Origin of the sequence: Mesorhizobium australafricanum (assembly GCF_033977265.1) — a bacterium.
Lineage (GTDB): Bacteria > Pseudomonadota > Alphaproteobacteria > Rhizobiales > Rhizobiaceae > Mesorhizobium > Mesorhizobium australafricanum.
This window is the reverse complement of the sequence record NZ_JAVIIT010000005.1, coordinates 157,600-175,363: the sequence shown is the minus strand read 5'-3', so window position 1 is coordinate 175,363 and position 17,764 is coordinate 157,600. Positions and strand designations below refer to the sequence as shown.

The 17,764-nt window shown below is 64.6% G+C and carries 15 protein-coding genes and 1 pseudogene; 6 read left to right on the top strand and 10 right to left on the bottom strand.

All coding sequences use genetic code 11. The features are described from left to right. Positions 1-156 precede the first annotated feature (156 nt). Positions 157-483: an antibiotic biosynthesis monooxygenase family protein gene (locus RFM98_RS12150; RefSeq protein ID WP_320309093.1), complete on the top strand. Its 327-nt coding sequence runs from the start codon at positions 157-159 to the stop codon at positions 481-483. Further along, positions 480-1,394: a sigma-70 family RNA polymerase sigma factor gene (locus RFM98_RS12145; RefSeq protein ID WP_320309092.1), complete on the top strand. Its 915-nt coding sequence runs from the start codon at positions 480-482 to the stop codon at positions 1,392-1,394. The genes RFM98_RS12150 and RFM98_RS12145 overlap by 4 nt, the downstream gene beginning before the upstream one ends. Before the next feature lie 2 nt (positions 1,395-1,396). On the opposite strand, the gene RFM98_RS12140 is transcribed toward RFM98_RS12145, so the two are convergent. Both RFM98_RS12140 and RFM98_RS12135 read right to left on the bottom strand, forming a co-directional pair. Next, positions 1,397-2,335 carry an LLM class flavin-dependent oxidoreductase gene (locus RFM98_RS12140; protein WP_320309091.1) on the bottom strand — a complete coding sequence of 313 codons (939 nt, stop codon included), beginning with the start codon at positions 2,333-2,335 and terminating at the stop codon, positions 1,397-1,399. 151 nt (positions 2,336-2,486) lie between these two features. Continuing rightward, positions 2,487-2,642: a hypothetical protein gene (locus RFM98_RS12135; protein ID WP_320215751.1), complete on the bottom strand. Its 156-nt coding sequence runs from the start codon at positions 2,640-2,642 to the stop codon at positions 2,487-2,489. A 148-nt stretch (positions 2,643-2,790) separates the two neighbouring features. Here RFM98_RS12135 and RFM98_RS12130 point away from each other — a divergent pair. Beyond that, positions 2,791-2,899: pseudogene (locus RFM98_RS12130) on the top strand (SDR family oxidoreductase); the annotation flags it as partial. Positions 2,900-3,158: 259 nt separating this feature from the next. Here the strand turns inward: RFM98_RS12130 and RFM98_RS12125 are convergent. From RFM98_RS12125 to RFM98_RS12095, 7 genes are all read right to left on the bottom strand, one after another. Beyond that, entirely contained in the window at positions 3,159-4,103 is a 945-nt protein-coding gene (locus RFM98_RS12125) for an ABC transporter permease (RefSeq protein ID WP_320309090.1), read from the bottom strand. Beyond that, entirely contained in the window at positions 4,100-5,155 is a 1,056-nt protein-coding gene (locus tag RFM98_RS12120; protein ID WP_320309089.1) for an ABC transporter permease, read from the bottom strand. The genes RFM98_RS12125 and RFM98_RS12120 overlap by 4 nt, the downstream gene beginning before the upstream one ends. Further along, entirely contained in the window at positions 5,155-6,666 is a 1,512-nt protein-coding gene (locus tag RFM98_RS12115) for an ABC transporter ATP-binding protein (RefSeq protein WP_320309088.1), read from the bottom strand. Before RFM98_RS12115 ends, RFM98_RS12120 begins: the two co-directional genes overlap by 1 nt. A gap of 232 nt (positions 6,667-6,898) precedes the next feature. Further along, on the bottom strand, positions 6,899-7,924 hold the full coding sequence (locus tag RFM98_RS12110) for a BMP family protein (RefSeq protein WP_320309087.1): 1,026 nt from the start codon (positions 7,922-7,924) through the stop codon (positions 6,899-6,901). A gap of 291 nt (positions 7,925-8,215) precedes the next feature. Beyond that, the gene (locus RFM98_RS12105) at positions 8,216-10,321 is read right to left on the bottom strand and encodes a 3-hydroxyacyl-CoA dehydrogenase NAD-binding domain-containing protein (protein ID WP_320309086.1); all 2,106 of its coding nucleotides are present in this window, start codon (positions 10,319-10,321) and stop codon (positions 8,216-8,218) included. A gap of 362 nt (positions 10,322-10,683) precedes the next feature. After that, on the bottom strand, positions 10,684-11,274 hold the full coding sequence (locus RFM98_RS12100; protein WP_320309085.1) for a hypothetical protein: 591 nt from the start codon (positions 11,272-11,274) through the stop codon (positions 10,684-10,686). 45 nt (positions 11,275-11,319) lie between these two features. Next, entirely contained in the window at positions 11,320-11,928 is a 609-nt protein-coding gene (locus tag RFM98_RS12095) for a TetR/AcrR family transcriptional regulator (protein ID WP_320309084.1), read from the bottom strand. Between the two features lie 78 nt (positions 11,929-12,006). Here RFM98_RS12095 and RFM98_RS12090 point away from each other — a divergent pair, with 78 nt between their 5' ends. Beyond that, complete coding sequence (locus RFM98_RS12090) at positions 12,007-13,290, top strand: MFS transporter (protein WP_320309083.1); 1,284 nt, start codon at positions 12,007-12,009, stop codon at positions 13,288-13,290. Positions 13,291-13,595: 305 nt separating this feature from the next. Next, entirely contained in the window at positions 13,596-15,170 is a 1,575-nt protein-coding gene (locus tag RFM98_RS12085; protein WP_320309082.1) for an alkaline phosphatase D family protein, read from the top strand. 232 nt (positions 15,171-15,402) lie between these two features. Here RFM98_RS12085 and RFM98_RS12080 read toward each other — a convergent pair whose 3' ends face one another. Further along, positions 15,403-15,690 carry a hypothetical protein gene (locus tag RFM98_RS12080; RefSeq protein WP_320309081.1) on the bottom strand — a complete coding sequence of 96 codons (288 nt, stop codon included), beginning with the start codon at positions 15,688-15,690 and terminating at the stop codon, positions 15,403-15,405. 194 nt (positions 15,691-15,884) lie between these two features. Between RFM98_RS12080 and typA the strand changes: the two genes are divergently transcribed. Then, positions 15,885-17,714 (top strand): translational GTPase TypA, encoded by a 1,830-nt coding sequence (gene typA / locus RFM98_RS12075; RefSeq protein WP_320217589.1) that lies wholly within the window; start codon positions 15,885-15,887, stop codon positions 17,712-17,714. The last annotated feature ends 50 nt before the right edge of the window (positions 17,715-17,764 follow it).

Here is a 17,764-nt window from a genome sequence, read left to right as displayed (position 1 = left end):
CGATAGGTTCATGGCAGCGTCCGGATCGCGAACTTGATCGATTGTCGAAAATCTTTTGCATGCACCGTTCCGTTGTCGGTTCCGGGTTCGTCTTGAGGGTCGTAACGGGTGTGAGAGCCGAGACGGCCTCCGCCAAAGGACAAACGGAGCCAAGCCATGTCGACCACGCTGACCTTGATCAACGTCTTCACCGCCAAGCCGGGCAAACAGCAGGAGCTGGCCAAGACCCTCGCCGAGGGCACGAGAAGCTTCTTCAGCAAGCAGCCGGGCTCGCTGTCGTCGTCGGTGGTCGTCGGTGGCGACGGCAGCAAGGTCGCCAACATCTCGCAATGGCGTTCGGCCGAGGACATCGCGGCCTTCCGCAGCGATCCGCGCTTCGCCGATTACATGAAGAGCATCGTCGAGCTGGCCGCCGGCGAGAGCATGATGGGTCACACGACCTATTCCCATACGGGCGGGGTGGAAAACCAGGAGGACGCGTGACCGGTTCGCAGGATCAGTCCTTCGCGGCGACCGAAGCCAGGCTTCGCGCCTTCGAGCGCGAGGCGGCCGGCTTGAGGGCCAAGCTGCACCGCTACTCTTCGCGGATGGTGGGATCGGTCATCGATGGCGAAGACATCGTCCAGGAGGCTCTGGCCAAAGGCTTCGTGGCGATCAGGAATGGCGACATGCCCGACAGGACGGAACCCTGGCTGTTTCGCATCGCGCATAACGCGGCACTCGATTTTCTGCGCAAGCGCGCCCGTTCGCGCGGGCGCGAAAGCGAGGTCGAGCTCGATACGATCGCCGACGAAGACTCGCCCATCGATGCGCGTATTGCCGCCGAGGCGAGCCTGGCCGAACTGATGCAGCTGCCGCCGGCGCAACGATGCACGGTGGTACTGAAGGATGTGCTTGGCCACAGCCTGGAGGAGATCGGCGAAATCCTCGAGACCTCCGACACCGCGATTAAGGGCGCGCTGCAGCGGGGCCGCGAGAGCCTGCGCAAGCATGCGGCGGCGCCCAGGGCAACGTCGCCGCGCCCGACCCTCAACCGAGAGGAAATGCGGCGCCTCGGCGACTATGTGGCCGCCTTCAACGCCAGGGACTTCGATACCTTGCGCGGCCTTCTGGCCCAGGACGTCAAGCTCGAGCTGGTCAACCGCTTGCGCGCCGACGGCAAGGAGTATGTCGGCAATTATTTCGGCCGCTATGCCGACGAAACGCATTGGCATTTCACGACCGGGCTTGTCGAAGGCCGGCCCGCCATCCTGGTCACCAGCCCCGACCGTCCGGACGGGCCGCCGCGCTACTTCATCCTGATCCATTGGGAGAACGGCCGGATCGCCGGCATCCGCGACTTCCTGTTCGCGGATTATGTGATGGACGGCCTGGACTACTCTGGGGCGGAATGACCTTAGCCCGCGCGGTGTTCGGCATTGGTGTGGGAGGCAAACGCGCCCGGTTGCGGGATCTCCGCCTCGCGGCGCGCCAGCGAATTCGCGACCAGCGTGATCGTCTCGCGCCCGATGCGGGCGATCTCGCCTGGGCGGTCGATGCCGCCGATCATGAACTCCTCGATGCCGAGCGCCGCATAGGGTAAAAGCGCCAAGGCGAGCCGCGCCGGCGGCCCGGCAATCTCGACCGCCTTGTGATCCGGGGTGCCGGTACAGCCGTCCGGGCGGATGCGGACCGGAAGCGCGAAGCGCAGCCTGCCGCCCCGACCGTGCTCGGCGGCGGCGGCGCGCGCACGCTCGATCAATTGCCGCACCTCGTCGGGCGAGCCGGCGGCGAGCTCGAAGACATCGGCGTGCTTGCCGGCGACTTTCAGCGCCGTGCCGGACTGTCCGCCGAGGCGGATGGCGAGGTCGGCGCCATGCGGGCCCTTGCGCGGTACGAAGCCACCCCTGACGCTGTAGAAGGCGCCTTCGTGATCGAAGGGCCTGTCGTTCGACCACAGCCGCTTCAACAGCACCAGATATTCGTCGATGCGCTGCCAGACCACGCTGTGGCCGGCCGGCCGCGCCTCGGCGTCGCTGTCTTCCAGCGGCTCGCTCAACATGCGCAGCGACAGGCGGCCGCCACTTCTGCGATCAAGCGCGGCGAGCTGCCTTGCCGCCACCGTCGGCTCGATCACGCCGGCCCAATGCGTCAGCACCACCTCCAAGGAGCCGGTGCGGTCGAGCGTCTGCGCGGCGATGTCCATATTGGTGAGCAGGCCGGCCGGATCGTCCACCACCAGCTTGCGAAAGCCGGCATCCTCGATCAGCGACAATTTGGTCGCCGTCTCGGCGAAATCATAGAAGAAGCTGCCGTTGGCAGCTTTACCGGGAACATGCGTGAACTCGATCGGCATTGCCATCTCCTCCATCACGTTGGGTCGCCCCGCTCCGAACCCGAATGAAATCCATGCGTCGGCACGCGATAGCGCACCGGCCCGCGGCCAGTCTTCAGCTCCGATTACTCAACTCAGATTATTGGACGGCGGGGCTTCGGCCCGCCTTGACTCAGGGGATCAGCCCCATCACCACCGCGCCGGTGAACACGAACGCAAGCGCGAAGACGATATAGGCGAAGGTACCGCCATAGGCGGGCCTCCAGCTCTGGTCGGCGGTCAACCTTTGTCCCTTGCGGGCGGTCTGAGCGTTCTGGATATAGGACATATCGGCCTCCGTCTCGGCCATTAATCTATAAAGTTAGTAGACTTTGTCGATTGCTATTTTTGAGCAATTTCCGAAAACGCATTTTCAAAATCCGGCGGATTGGGGATTTTCATGCTCACGATCCGGGTGCCGCCATGCTGCGCAGTAGGGCCGCATCGGCGAACCGGAGGAACTGGCGAAAGCAGCGCTGTTCCTGGCAAGCGACGAATCCAGCCTCGTCAATGGCGCGCATCTGTTTTGTGGACAACGCGTTTACGGGATGTGAGGCTGCCCGGGCTCCAGGTTCTTCAACCCAGGGACAGCTTGGCGCTCTTCCTCTACCCCGTCGGTCGGGGAGAGGTGTCGAGCGCAGCTCGACGGAGTGGAGGTCGACCCTTGGCGCCGCGCAGGAAGATTCTTGCACCTTTTTCAATATTCGTCGGCGGCGGTTGCCAAGTGGTTCCCCCACTCCGTCGCTGCTTCACAGCGCCACCTCTCCCCCTCCGAAGGGAGAGGAAAGGACGCCGGTCCTACTCCCTACCGCTCCTCGCGTCGGAACGGCTTGAGCAGCGCCGATGGCGCCACCGCGTTGCGCGACATGACAGCCATGGCGACGATGGTGAAGATGAAGGGCAGCATCAGGAACGCCTCGTAGGGGATGTGGCCGAGGCCGCTCGCCTGCATCCTGAGCTGCAGCGCGTCGACGAAGGCGAAGAGCAGCGCAGCACCGGCCGAACGCCACGGATCCCAGCGACCGAACACGACCAGCGCGATCGCCACCCAGCCGCGCCCGGATACGACGCCGAAGGTGAAGGCGTTGAACTGCGCCATGGTCAGGAAGGCGCCGGCAAGGCCCATCAGCGCGCCGCCGAGGATCACCGCCTGGAAGCGTGTCGCGACGACGCTGACGCCGGCCGAGTCCGCCGCGCGCGGGTTTTCGCCGACCATGCGCACCGACAGCCCCCACGGCGTGCGATAGAGCACGAAGGCGGCGAGCGGGACGGCGATGATCGCGAGATAGACCAGCGCGAACTGGTTGAACACGGCCGGGCCGAGCACCGGTATGTCCGAGAGCAGCGGGATCGGCACCGGCTTGAAGCCGTCGATGCTCGGCGGCACGGATTGCTGACCGAAGATCAGCCGGTAGAGGAAATAGGCAAGGCCGGATGAGAACAGCGTCACGCCGATGCCGCAGACATGCTGGCTGAGGCCCAGCGCCACCGTGAACAACGCATGCAGCGCGCCCATCAGCGCCCCGACAAGCACGGCCACCAGCACGCCGAGCCACAGGCTGCCGCTCAGGCTGGCGGCGGTGAAGCCGGCCATCGCCGACAACAGCATGATGCCTTCGATGCCGAGATTGAGGACGCCGGCGCGCTCGGAAAACATCTCGCCCAGCGTGGCGAAGGCTAAAGGCGTGGCGATGCGGATGATGGCGGCAAGGAAGCCGACCTGGAAAATCTGCTCGAACACCGCGCTCATGCCGGGGCTCCGGCGCGGCGGATGCGGTAGGCGGTGAAGAGCAGCGCCACCAGCATGGAAAGCAATGCAGTTCCCTGAATAACATCGCTGAGGAAGGCCGGCACGCCGGTTGCCCGCGACATCGCCTCGGCGCCGGTCATGACCGCGGCCAGGAAGATCGCCGCCGGCACCACGCCGAGCGGATTGAGCCGAGCCAGCATCGCGACGACGATGCCGGAATAGCCGTAGCCCGGCGAGATGTCGCTCATCACTTGGAAATGCACGCCGCCGACCTCGCCGACGCCGGCAAGTCCCGCCAGCGCGCCCGAGAGCAGCGCGGTGGAGAGCAGCACGCGCTGCACGTTGATGCCGCCATAGCGCGCCGCTTCCGGATTCTCGCCGGTGACGCGGATGCGGAAGCCGAGCGTGGTGCGCGCGATCAGGAACCAACACAGCGGTGCGGCGATCAGCGCCACGATGACGCCGAGATGCAGCCGCGTGCCTTCGATCAGCACCGGGAAATTTGCCGAATCCTCGATCGGTGGCGAGATCGGGTAGCCGCTGAAGGTGTCCTTCCACGGCCCTTCGATCAGCGCCATCAGCGCGTAATAGATGACCGAGTTGAGCAACAGCGAGCTCACCACGTCGTCGACCTTGAATTTGACCCTGAGCGTTGCCGGCACCAGCGCGACGAGGGCGCCCGCAGCAGCGCCAGCCAACGCCATCAGCAACATGGCGAGGTAACCCGGCATCGGGATCGCGCCGACCGCGCAGCTCGCTACCGCCCCGGCCAGCAACTGGCCCTCGGCGCCGATGTTCCAGAATTTGGCGCGGAAGGCGATCGCCACGGCAAGACCGGTGAAGATCATCGGGGCGGCGCGCACCAGCGTCTCGGTGATGGCGTAGCTGTCGCCGAGCGAGGCGGCCAGCATCACGCCATAGGCGTCGGTGACGCCGGCGCCGGCGACCGCGATCAGCCCGCTGCACAGGATGAGTGTGGCGGCGATGGCGACCAGCGGCAGCGCGAGATTGAACCAGGCCGGTGTCGACGTGCGGGCTTCGAGGCGAAACATCAGGCGTGGCCCTCCGCGCCGGTCATCATCAGGCCGAGCCTCGCGACCGTGGCGTCAGCACCCGAAAGCGTCCCGGCGATGCGGCCCTCATACATCACGGCGATACGGTCGCAGAGCATCAGCAATTCCTCGAGGTCCTCGCCGATCACGATGATGCCGCAGCCCTTGGCGCGCATGGCCAGGAATTTCTCGTGGATGAAGCGGGCGGCGCCGATGTCGAGGCCGCGTGTCGGCTGCGAGACGATCAGCACTTTCGGGTCGAAGGCGAGCTCGCGCGCAAGCAGCGCCTTCTGCAGATTGCCGCCGGACAGCGCGCCGGCGCGCACCATTGGCCCGGGGCAGCGTATGTCATAGGCCTTGATCTGTTCCTCGGCGAAGGCGCGGATGGCGGTCGGATTGAGCAGCCCCTTGCGGCTGAAGGCTTCGGTGCCGATGCGCGGCAGCACCATGGAGTCGGCTAAAGGCAGGTTGGTGACAAGCCCGGTCGTCATCCTGTCTTCCGGGATACGGCCGAGGCCGAGCGCCTGCAGCTCGCGCGGAGAAAACTGCGCGACCGCTTTGCCGGCTATCGTCATCGTGCCGGCCTTGGGCGGCAGCATGCCGGAAATCACATCGGCAAGCGCCCGTTGGCCGTTGCCGGAAACGCCGGCGATACCCAGGATCTCGCCTGCACGGACGGAAAGCGAGACGTCACGCAGCGGCGTGCCGGCATGGCCGGAGGTGGAAATGCTATCGAGCGTCAGCACGGAAGCGCCGGGCGTCGAAGCCTCCTTGACCGGCGGCACGATTTCGTGGCCGCACATCAGCTTCGCCATTTCGGCCGAGGTCGTTTGCGCCGGCTGATCGACGCGGCCGGCGACCTTGCCGTGGCGCAGAACCAAGCAGCGATGGGTGAGCGCCCGCACTTCGTTGAGCTTGTGCGAGATGAAGATGATGCCAAGCCCTTGCGCGGCCATGGAGCGCAAGGCGGCGAACAGGCCATCGACTTCCGAAGGCGCCAGCACCGCCGTCGGCTCGTCGAGGATCAAGAGCCTGGCGCCGCGAAACAGCGCCTTGATGATTTCCAGCCGCTGCTGCTCGCCGACCGACAGCGCCGAGACCGCCAGGTCGGGTTCAAGGCTCAAGCCATGTTGGCGGCCGATCTCCTTCAACCGCGCCAGCCCGCCGGCGCGGTCGATGCGGCCCGATTTGCCGGGAATGCCGATCAAGAGGTTCTCCAGCACCGTCAGCCGTGGCGCCAGATGAAAATGCTGGTGCACCATGCCGATGCCGGCGGCCAAAGCGTCGGCGGAATCGTGGATAGAGACCGGCCTGCCCTCGACCAGGATATCGCCGGCATCCGGCGCATAGGCGCCGAACAGCACGTTCATCAGCGTCGTCTTGCCGGCGCCGTTCTCGCCCAAAAGTCCGAGGATTTCACCGGGCGCGACGCTGAGATCGACGGCCTCGTTCGCCTTGACCGCGCCGAAGCTCTTGGTGATGCCGCGCATTTCGATGAGTGGGGCGGACAAGGGTGCTCCTGACTTTGCCATCCAGCTTAACCGTGAAGGACGGCGCTGTACCCCCCTCTGGCCTGCCGGCCATCTCCCCCTCAAGGGGGGAGATCAGATGTCATTTTGGCTTTCGCCAATCACCAACCTTGAAACACCAAGCGAAGTCGGCAAAGCTGCCAATCTCCCCCCTTGAGGGGGAGATGTCCGGCAGGACAGAGGGGGGCGCCTCGCGCCGCCCCTCAACCAGGCGTCAGTCCGAAACCGGCGTGTTCTCGTCGACGTCGACGCGGAAATTGCCTTCGAGGATCTCGGCCTTTTTCTTCTCGACCAGGTCCTTCACATCCGCGGGCAGCGTCTTGTCGAACTTGTGGAAGGGCGCGAGATACGAGCCGCCCTTGGCCATGCGCGAGAAGTCGCCATAGTCCTGCGCGGTGAAGACGCCGGCCTTGACCAGCTTGATCGCCTGCTCGACCGTCGGATACATGTCCCACACCGGACCAGTGATGACCGTGTCGGGACCGAGGCTCGACTGGTCGGACATGTTGGAGATGGCGAAGATCTTCTTCTCGACAGCCGCCTCGATGACGCCGAAACGCTCGGCATAGATGACGTCGACGCCGGCATCGATCTGCGCCACCGCTGCTTCCTTGGCCTTAGGCGGATCGAAGAAGGAGCCGATGAAGGCGACCTTCTTCTTGATGTTCGGGTTGACCTCCTTGGCGCCGGCAAAGAAGGCGTTGACCAGCCGGTTCACTTCCGGAATGCCCATCGCCGCGACAGCACCCACCGTGCCCGACTTCGACATTTTGCCGGCGATCATGCCGGAGAGATAGGCGGGCTCATGGATCCAGTTGTCGAAGACGCCGAAATTGGGCTCGGCCGGACCGGCGCCGGAGCCGAACAGCCAGGCGGTCTTCGGGAACTGTTTTGCCGTGCGGCGCGATTCACGCTCGGCGGCGAAGGCGTCGCCAAGCACCAGTTGGTAGCCGCCCTGCGCATATTCGCGCATGACGCGGCTGAAGTCGGCGGTCTGCACCTTTTCCGACCATTTGTATTCGATGCCCAGCTCCTTCTCGGCCTTCTGCAGGGCGACATGGATCTGGTTGTCCCACGGCTCCTCGATCGGCGTGGCGAAGATCGCCGCCACCTTCAATTTCTTGTCCTTGGCCAAGGCCGCGCCGGGCAGCACGGTCGCCGCCAGGCCGAGCGCGCCGAGTTCCAGCACGTTGCGCCGCGACAGGCCGGCGCGTTGCGTTTTGCTACGTTCGTTTTCCATTTGAAGTTCCCCTCTGCTCGACGGCCGTGTCGAGCCGGCCGTTCAAAAAAATGTCAGACGAGGGACTATGGAACGGCGCCTGAGTTTTGTCCACATGGTCAAATTTGGCTTCGCCGCCTCCGGGTTCGTCATCCACGGGCGGAGCAAGGAGCGTAGCGACGCGGCGCAGACCCGAGGATCCATACCGTAACTGTCGAGCGCCGCAACGGTGCAGAATTAGCAAGGTGCAGCGCCAGCGCTTGTTCTGCGCCGTCGCGTTCGTCCTTGACGGAACGGCATGGATTCCAGGGTCTACGCTTCGCTTCGCCCTGGAATGACGAAGTTACCGGGCGCCGCTGCACCTTCCCAAGACCCCGCCTCGGCAAACCGCCTCAACACCGGCGCGGGCTCGAAAATCGCCCGTCCCGTTTGCCGGTGCCAATGTTCCAGCCGCTCGACGATTTTGCCGGCACCCTCAAGCCCGGCCCAGAACATCGGCCCGCCCTTGCCGATCGGAAAGCCGTAGCCGTTGACCCAGACGACATCGATGTCGGAGGCACGTGCCGCGATGCCTTCCGCGAGGATTTTTGCGCCCTCGTTGACGAGTGGATAGAGCGTGCGCTCGATGATCTCGTCGGCGCCGATCTCGTGCCGGGCGATGCCGAGTTCGGCCGCCTTGGCGCGGATCAGTTCCTCTACCTCCGGATCCGCAACCGGTCCGCGCGAGCCAGCCTCATAGCGGTACCAGCCGCGTCCGGTCTTCTGGCCGAAGTGGCCCTGCTCGCAAAGCGTATCGGCGATCACCGCCGTCTGGCCACGCGCCTTGCGGTTGCGCCAGCCGATGTCGAGGCCGGCCAGATCGCCCATCTGGAACGGTCCCATCGGCCAGCCGAAATCCGTGAACGCCTTGTCGACCCGGGCGGGTGTGGCGCCTTCGAGCAACAAAAGCTCGTTCTCGGTACCTCGCGCTGACAGCATACGGTTGCCGACGAAGCCGTGGCAGACGCCGACGACGACCGCCACCTTGCCGATGCGCCGGGCGAGATCGGTGACCGTAGCCAGCACCTCGGGCGCGGTCTTTTCGGCGCGCACGATCTCCAAGAGCTTCATGACATTTGCCGGCGAAAAGAAATGCATGCCAAGCACATCCTGCGGCCGGGAGGTCGATGCGGCGATCGCGTCGACGTCGAGATAGGAGGTGTTGGTGGCAAGGATCGCTCCGGGTTTGGCGATGGCGTCGAGCTTGCCGAATACTTCCTTCTTCACCGCCATGTCCTCGAACACGGCTTCGATGATCAGGTCGCAGTCGGCGAGGTCGGCATAGTCGGTGCTGCCCTTGAACAGGCCGAGCCGCTGCTGCCTGGCCTCTTCGCTCAGTGAGCCGCGGCTGACCGAGACGGCATAGTTTTTCTCGATGGTCGCCAGCCCGCGCTGCAGCGCCTCTCGGCTCGTCTCCAGCAGGGTCACCGGCAAGCCGCCATTGGTAAAAGCCATGGCGATGCCGCCGCCCATCGTGCCGGCGCCGATGATACCGACGCGTTCTATCCGGCGCTTGCGCAAATCCTTGCCTGGAATCTTCGCCGCCTCGCGCTCGGCGAAGAACAGATGGCGCTGCGCGCGCGACTGATCGCCCGAAACGAGTTTGAGAAAAAGTTGCCGCTCCGCCGCAAGCGCCTCGTCGAACGGCAAGGCGATCGCATTGCGCACCGCTTCGGCGCAGGCAAGCGGCGCTTCCAGTCCGCGGGCCTTCCTGGCCAGTTCAGCCGCCTGGACGTCGAAAGCGGCAAGATCGGCCTCGGCAAGCCGGTCATTGCGATCACGCACCGGCACGAATGGGCCGCCCCGATCAGCCATTTCGCTGGCGAAACGAACCGCCTCCGCCAACAGATCGCCATCGACAACCGCATCGGCAAGACCGACCGCTTTTGCCTCGCTTGCCGAGATCGGCGTTCCGGAAACGATCATGCCGAGCGCTTTCGCGGCACTCACCAGGCGCGGCAGGCGCACCGTACCGCCGCCGCCCGGCAACAGGCCGAGCTTCACTTCGGGCAGGCCGAGCCTGGCGCCGCGATCGGCGACGCGGAAATGGCAGCCCAGCGTCAGCTCCAGCCCGCCGCCGAGCGCCGTGCCATGGATGGCCGCGACTGTTGGCTTGGGAATCGTCTCCAGCAAGGCGACGATGGCGCGCAGCTCCGGCTGCTCGACAGGCTTGCCGAACTCGGTGATGTCGGCGCCGGCGACGAAAGTCCGTCCGGCGCAGGCGATGACGATCGTCCTGGCGGCGGGATCGTCGCGCAGCGCTGCCAGCGCCTCGTAAAGCGGCTTGCGGACGTGAAAGCTCAGGGCATTGACCGGCGGGTTGTCGATGGTGACCACCGCCACGCCGTTCTCGTTTGCGACGCTGACAAAACTGGACAAGCGGAACCTCCCGAGGCCGGCTGCGATCGGGCTAGGGTTTACTAGGCCCGCCGGCGAATGGGAACCCAATCGGGCACTGGCCCAACGGTTGGCGGAGAGCGGCTAGTTATCCAGCACAGGAATTTTGACCGCTCGACTCTTTGTTTGCGTTGGCAGGTGGCATGCCTTGGAGATTGGCCGAGACGTCCATCGCGATCGTCATTCTATGGTCTGCGCGCGTCGCTTCGCTCCTTGCTCCGCCATAGAATGACGACGTTGGGAGGCTTCAACCAAATCCCCGGCGTTTGCGCTGATTCACGGTAATGAACGGAAAAATCTTGCACCAAGACAAACGGCAACCTTTCAAAATCCCCGTGCCGGGACTAGTTATCCACCCTGCCGAAGGGAGGCACGTCACCGATCACTTCGCGCTTGTCCTTGCCGCAGGTGAAGGTCTTTGCCTTATCGTCGGCGAGCTTGCGCGCCTGGTCGTTGGCCTGCGGGTTGCCGGTGGCTAAAACCAGTCCGATCGTGCAGCCCTGGTGCTCTTCCGGTTGCGCGACCTTGGCGACGACCAGCACCTCGATCGACTTCTTCTCGTCCTGCGGGTTGCTGACCGAGCGACGGTGAATGGCGGCGAAGGGGGCGGCGACGTCGCCGTTGGTCTCGATGCGCCACTCGACCTTGGGGCCGGAGCCGTTGAAGGCGGAAAAACTCTCCCAGACCGCGGTCATGTCGTCGGACGGAAAGCCGTAATAGACGGATTCGCGCGCGTCGTCGTAGCCGATCAGCACCGGGTAGCCGCGATAGCCGGAGCAGACGAGGCTTGCCCAATCGCCGTCGCCTTCGGCGGCCTGCGCATAGGTCACGCAGTCCTTCTTCCAGTCGAGATCGGTGTAGGCGCTGGAAACGTCGCCGGCTCGGGCCGCCTGGCAGAACCCAGCGAGGGCAAGCGCGATCAGAAGAGCACGCATGGCAGACAACTCCGTTTCGAGTTGTCGAAAGCCTACCGTCGTTTGCTATTTCTTCAAGCTGGCTTCGATGAGCAGGTCGGCGTTGCGGGCGACGGCCGCGGCCGGTCCGCCCAGTCCGAAAAGCTGACCGCTGATATAGGCGCCCTCGATGAGAAGCAGCAGCCCGTCGCCGAGGGTGTCGGAATCGCTGGCACCCATCGCGGCCGCCATTTCGCGCAGGCGCCGGCGCAGTTCCACTTTGTTGGTTTCGCTCACCACCCGCGCGGGGTGCCCGTGCTCGGGATATTCGACGGCAGCATTGGTCATGCCGCAGCCGCGGTAATCCGGCTTTTGCGTGCGTTTGCCGACGCGGGTCAGGAAAGCGATGATCTGCGCGCGCGGATTGCCCGGATGCGCGTCGACGGCCTCGTCGAACCGTTCCCAGAATTCGAGGTCGTATTTGCGCAGATAGGAGGCAGCGAGCTCATCCTTGGACGGGAAGCTGCGGTAGAGGCTCGGCTTGGTGACGCCGGCGCGCCTGACGATCTCGTCGACGCCGATAGCCCTGATGCCTTCACGATAAAAAAGGTCGCGCGCCACGTCGAGGATCTTGTCCGCAGCCCTTGGGGCGGGGGCCTCGTTGATCGACGCTTCAATTTTATTGTCGGATGGCATGCAAACAACTCGCTTGACAATGTTACTGACCGGTACGTATGTATGGCATCATTCTTTTGCAACGTACCGGTCAGTAACATGATAGCCCAATCCCGTCCGTTTGGCCAGCGCTACGCTTTCGTCGTCGTTGCCGTCATTTTCTTCTGCCTCCTGATCGCGGCCGGGCTTCGCTCGGCGCCGTCCGTGATGATGGTTCCGCTGGAAGAAAGCTTCGGCTGGGGCCGCGACGTGACCTCCTGGGCCGCCAGCGTCGGCATCCTGCTTTACGGCCTGACCGGACCGTTCGCCGCGGCGCTGATGGAGCGCATCGGGCTGCGCCGCACGCTGCTTGGCGCGCTGCTGGTGATGTCGGGGTCGACCGCGCTCAGCCTGTTCATGACCGAGCCATGGCATCTTTTCCTCACCTGGGGCGTGTTTTCCGGCATCGGCTCGGGTGCGGTGGCGAGCGTGCTGGGCGCCACGATCGTCAATCGATGGTTCAAGACCAATCGCGGCCTGATGATGGGCCTGATGTCGGCGTCCAGCGCCACCGGCATGCTGGTGTTCCTGCCGCTGATCGCCTCGCTGGCGCAGAGCGGCGGCTGGAAGCCAGTGGCGATCGCCGTGGCGATCGCAACGGCGGCGCTGATACCGTTCGTCCTGCTGCTGGTGCCCGAGCGCCCCGCTTCGATCGGCCAGGTGCGCTACGGCGCCGATGGGGACGACGTGCCGCCGGTATCGCCGGCCTCGCAAGGCAACTTCCTCGCGCATACGCTGAACACGCTGCGCCGCGCGGCGGGTACCAGGGTGTTCTGGTATCTGTTCGCCACCTTTTTCGTCTGCGGCTTCACCACCAACGGCCTCGTCGGCACGCATCTCATCGCCTTCTGCGGCGATATGGGCATCGGCGAGGTGCAGGCCGCCGGGCTGCTGTCGATGATGGGGATTTTCGACCTGATCGGCACGACGCTCTCCGGCTGGCTCACCGACCGTTTCGATCCGCGCAAGCTGCTCGGCGTCTACTACGCCGTGCGCGGCCTGTCGTTGATCTACCTGCCTTACTCCGGCTTCTCGGCGACCAGCCTGATCATCTTCGCCGTGCTCTACGGGCTGGACTGGATCGCCACCGTGCCGCCGACGCTGCGGCTCGCCAACGAGGCTTTCGGCGACCGCAGCGGACCGATCGTGTTCGGCTGGATCGTCGCCGGCCACCAGATCGGCGCGGCCGCGGCGGCGGCCTTTGGCGGCACGATGCGCGAGCTGCAGGGCAATTACGAGCTGGCCTTCCTGATTGCCGGCATGACGGGCATCGCGGCGGCCTGTATCTCGCTCTTGATCAACACGAGCAGGCCGGCGTTCGAGCCGGAGCCGCAGGCGGCGTAGGTTTCCCCTTCTCCCCTTGTGGGAGAAGGTGGCCGAGCGAAGCTCGGTCGGATGAGGGGTGTTCCAGGGAACGCCGACGTCTCACTCCGCTGGAACACCAGCGCCGCCTCACCCACAGGAACGTCAACGCGTCACTCCGCTGGAACACCCCTCATCCGACTCGGCGCTAGCGCGCCGATCCTCCTTCTCCCACAAGGGGAGAAGGAGAAGAGTGCACTGTTATCAAAAGTTCATGGTTCCGAAATGCGCCTGAAACATTGAGGCGAGAGCTTGGCGGTCCCGTTCAACGCCATCCGGAGACAGCCATGAACAAGCTCTCGTTGACCCGCCGCGCTTTCGTCACCTCAGCCAGCGCCTTTGGCCTTGTCGGCGCCTCCGGTCTCGCGCTGCCTTACTATTCCCGCGCCAACCAGCGCCCGGCCTTCACGCACGGCGTCCAGTCCGGCGACGTCGACGCGACTTCCGGCATGGTCTGGACCCGCACCGGTCGCCCGGCACGCGTCATGTATGAAGTGTCGACGACCGAAAGCTTCGCCAACGCCACCAGGCTCGCGCCGCTCGATACCTCGCCGGCCAGCGACTACACGGTGAAGCGGCTGCTCACCGACCTCGCCTCCGACCAGGACATCTTCTACCGCATGGTCGCGGCCGATCTTTCCGACATCAACACCGTCTCCGAGCCGATCGTCGGCCGTTTCCGCACCGCGCCGTCGTCCAAGCGCGACGTGCGCTTCGCATGGTCGGGCGACACCGCCGGCCAGGGCTGGGGCATCGACGAGACCGGCATGAAGACCTACTCGACCATCGCCAAGCACACGCCGGACTTCTTCCTGCACTCCGGCGACACGATCTATGCCGACGGCGCCATGAAGGACGAGGTCGACCTGCCCGGCGGCGGCAAGTGGAAGAACGTTGTCATGATCGACGGCAAGCGCAAGGTCGCCGAGACGCTGGACGAGTACCGCGACCAGTGGAAGTACAACATGATGGACAAGCACGTGCTCGCGCTTAGCGCCATCTGCCCGACCTTCTACCAGTGGGACGACCACGAGGTGCTGAACAACTGGTCGGATTCGAAGAACCTGAGCGCCGACAACCGCTACACGGAAAAATCGATCCATGTGCTGGCGGCACGCGCGGCGCGCGCCTTCCATGAGATGACGACGATCCGCTACGAGCCGTCGGAGCCGGGTCGCGTCTACCGCAAGGTTTCGCATGGGCCGCTGCTCGACGTGTTCTTCCTCGACATGCGCTCCTATCGCGGCCCGAACGGCCCCGACCTGGAAGAAACGCTGACGCCGAAGTCGCGCATGATCGGCGAAGAGCAGTCCAAGTGGCTGAAGCGCGAGCTGGCGAATTCCAAGGCGACCTGGAAGATCATTGCGGCCGACATGCCGCTCAGCCTGGTCGTCTGGGACGACGCGGCGAAGAAGGCTGGCTTCGAGGCCGTCAGCAACAACGACAATGGCGCGCCGAAGGGCCGCGAGCTCGAATTCGCCGATGTGCTGCGCTTCATCAAGAACGCCGGCATCACCAACACGGTGTGGCTCACCGCGGACGTCCACTACACCGCGGCGCATTACTACAACCCCGACAAGGCGCAGTTCCAGGATTTCAACCCGTTCTGGGAATTCGTCTCAGGTCCGATCCACGCCGGCACCTTCGGCTCCAACGACCTCGACATGACTTTCGGACCGGAGCTGAAGTTCATCAAGGCGCCGACCGCAGAGCAAGGCCAGAACCTGCCGCCCTCGGCGGGCCTGCAGTTCTTCGGGCTGGTCGATATTTCCGGTGCGACCGAACAGCTCACCGTGCGGCTGATGGATCGCGACGACAACGAGCTTTACAAGGTGACGCTCGACCCGGTGCGGTCGGCGTAAGGCTACCGAGCAAATTAGAAGCGTCGGCGGGACAGCGCCCCCCTCTGGCCTGCCGGCCATCTCCCCCTCTTGGGGGGAGATCAGCAGTTTCGGCGCCTCGCTCCTTCTGCAACGTCGGCGATTGGCGAAAGCAAGCGCGACAGCCAATCTCCCCCCAAGAGGGGGAGATGCCCGGCAGGGCAGAGGGGGGCGCGAAGGATCGCTACGTTTGCCGCGTTATGCGCGGCCGCCGTCAATCCGGGTAGCAAGCTCGCGGAATGTTCGGCCAAACCGCCGTGTCGCAGTTGGCATCCTTCTGCCGTTGCTTGAAGGCGGCGCTGACCGGGCCGGTGACGATCGGGTCGACGCCGTCAGGGGCGTCGGCGAACATCTGCTGCGCGGTTTTGGCATCAGGCGGCGAGATTGGGTCAGCTTCCCGCAGGGCGGCGGCCGACTGCGCGGCGCCTGCCGCGACGAGCACGCCAAGTGCTGCCCACGTAAAAACCGGACGCAATCTGGACATCTGATCGGTCATGAACATCGAACTGCCCGGCCCCTCAAAGGTTCCGCCTTGGTTAACAGAATCATTTCACACCAAGACGTTTAAGAATCAGTGACCATTTATTTGGGGTCGGGCCTCCCCTTTCGCAATTGCGAAAAACCTTGTATGAGCCGCGCAACCGAAAAAGGCGGCGCTTCCGGGCCTGCCGCCTGCAACATTCCCGAGACCAGACAATGAACATCCGTAATATCGCGATCATCGCGCACGTCGACCATGGAAAGACCACCCTGGTCGATCAGCTCCTGAAACAGTCCGGATCATTCCGCGACAACCAGCGCGTCGCCGAGCGCGCCATGGATTCCAACGACCTGGAAAAGGAACGCGGCATCACCATCCTGGCCAAGGCGACCTCGGTCGACTGGCATGGCACCCGCATCAACATCGTCGACACGCCCGGACACGCCGATTTCGGCGGTGAGGTCGAGCGCATCCTGTCGATGGTGGATTCGGCAATCGTGCTGGTCGACGCCGCCGAAGGCCCGATGCCGCAGACCAAGTTCGTCGTCGGCAAGGCGCTCAAGGTCGGCCTGAAGCCCATCGTCGTCATCAACAAGATCGACCGTCCGGATGCCCGCCATATCGAAGTGGTCAACGAGGTGTTCGACCTCTTCGCCGCGCTCGACGCCACCGACGAGCAGCTCGATTTCCCGATCCTCTACGGGTCGGGCCGCGATGGCTGGGTGTCGGAAAACCCCGAGGGCCCGAAGGATCAGCAACTGGCGCCGCTGTTCGACCTCGTGGTCAAGCATGTGCCGGCGCCGACCGTGCATCCCGGTCCGTTCCGCATGATCGGCACCATCCTCGAAGCCAATCCGTTCCTCGGCCGCATCATTACCGGCCGCATCGAATCCGGCACGCTGAAGGCCAACCAGGCAGTCAAGGTGCTGCACAATGACGGCACCCAGATCGAAACCGGCCGCATCTCCAAGATCCTCGCCTTCCGTGGCCTCGAGCGCCAGCCGATCGACGAAGCCCAGGCGGGCGACATCGTGGCCATTGCCGGCCTGTCGAAGGGCACCGTCGCCGACACTTTCTGCGACCCTGCGGTGAGCGAACCGCTGCACGCCCAGCCGATCGATCCGCCGACCGTGACCATGTCCTTCCTGGTCAATGACAGCCCGCTTGCCGGCACCGAGGGCGACAAGGTTACCAGCCGCGTCATCCGCGACCGCCTGCTGCGCGAGGCCGAAGGCAATGTCGCGCTCAAGATCGAGGAATCGGCCGAGAAGGACTCCTTCTTCGTCTCCGGCCGCGGCGAATTGCAGCTCGCGGTGCTGATCGAAACGATGCGCCGCGAAGGCTTCGAGCTTGCCGTGTCGCGTCCGCGCGTCGTCATGCAGAAGGGCGATGACGGCCAGTTGCTGGAACCGGTCGAGGAGGTCGTCATCGACGTCGACGAGGAGCATGCCGGCGTCGTCGTGCAGAAAATGTCGGAGCGCAAGGCCGAGATGGTCGAGCTGCGCCCGTCAGGCGGCAACCGTCAGCGCCTCGTTTTCCATGCGCCGACGCGCGGTCTGATCGGCTACCAGTCGGAGCTGTTGACCGACACGCGCGGCACCGCGGTGATGAACCGGTTGTTCTTCGCCTATGAGCCGTATAAGGGCGAGCTGCCCGGCCGCACCAATGGCGTGCTGATCTCCAACGAGCAGGGCGAGTCGGTCGCTTACGCCATGTGGAACCTGGAAGACCGCGGCCCGATGGTCATCGACCCGGGCGTCAAGGTCTATCAGGGCATGATCATCGGCATCCACAGCAGAGACAACGACCTCGAAGTGAATGTGCTCAAGGGCAAGAAGCTGACCAACATCCGCGCCGCCGGCAAGGATGAAGCGGTCAAGCTGACGCCGCCGATCCGCATGACGCTGGAGCGGGCCCTGGCCTGGATCCAGGACGACGAGCTGGTCGAGGTGACACCGAAGACCATCCGGCTGCGCAAGCTCTATCTCGACCCGAACGAGCGCAAGCGTTTCGAGAAGTCGACCAAGGCGGTCGGCGCGGCGTAAGCTTTCCAGAGAAGGTTCAAAAGAGGGAGCTTCCGCTAGCGGAAGCTCCC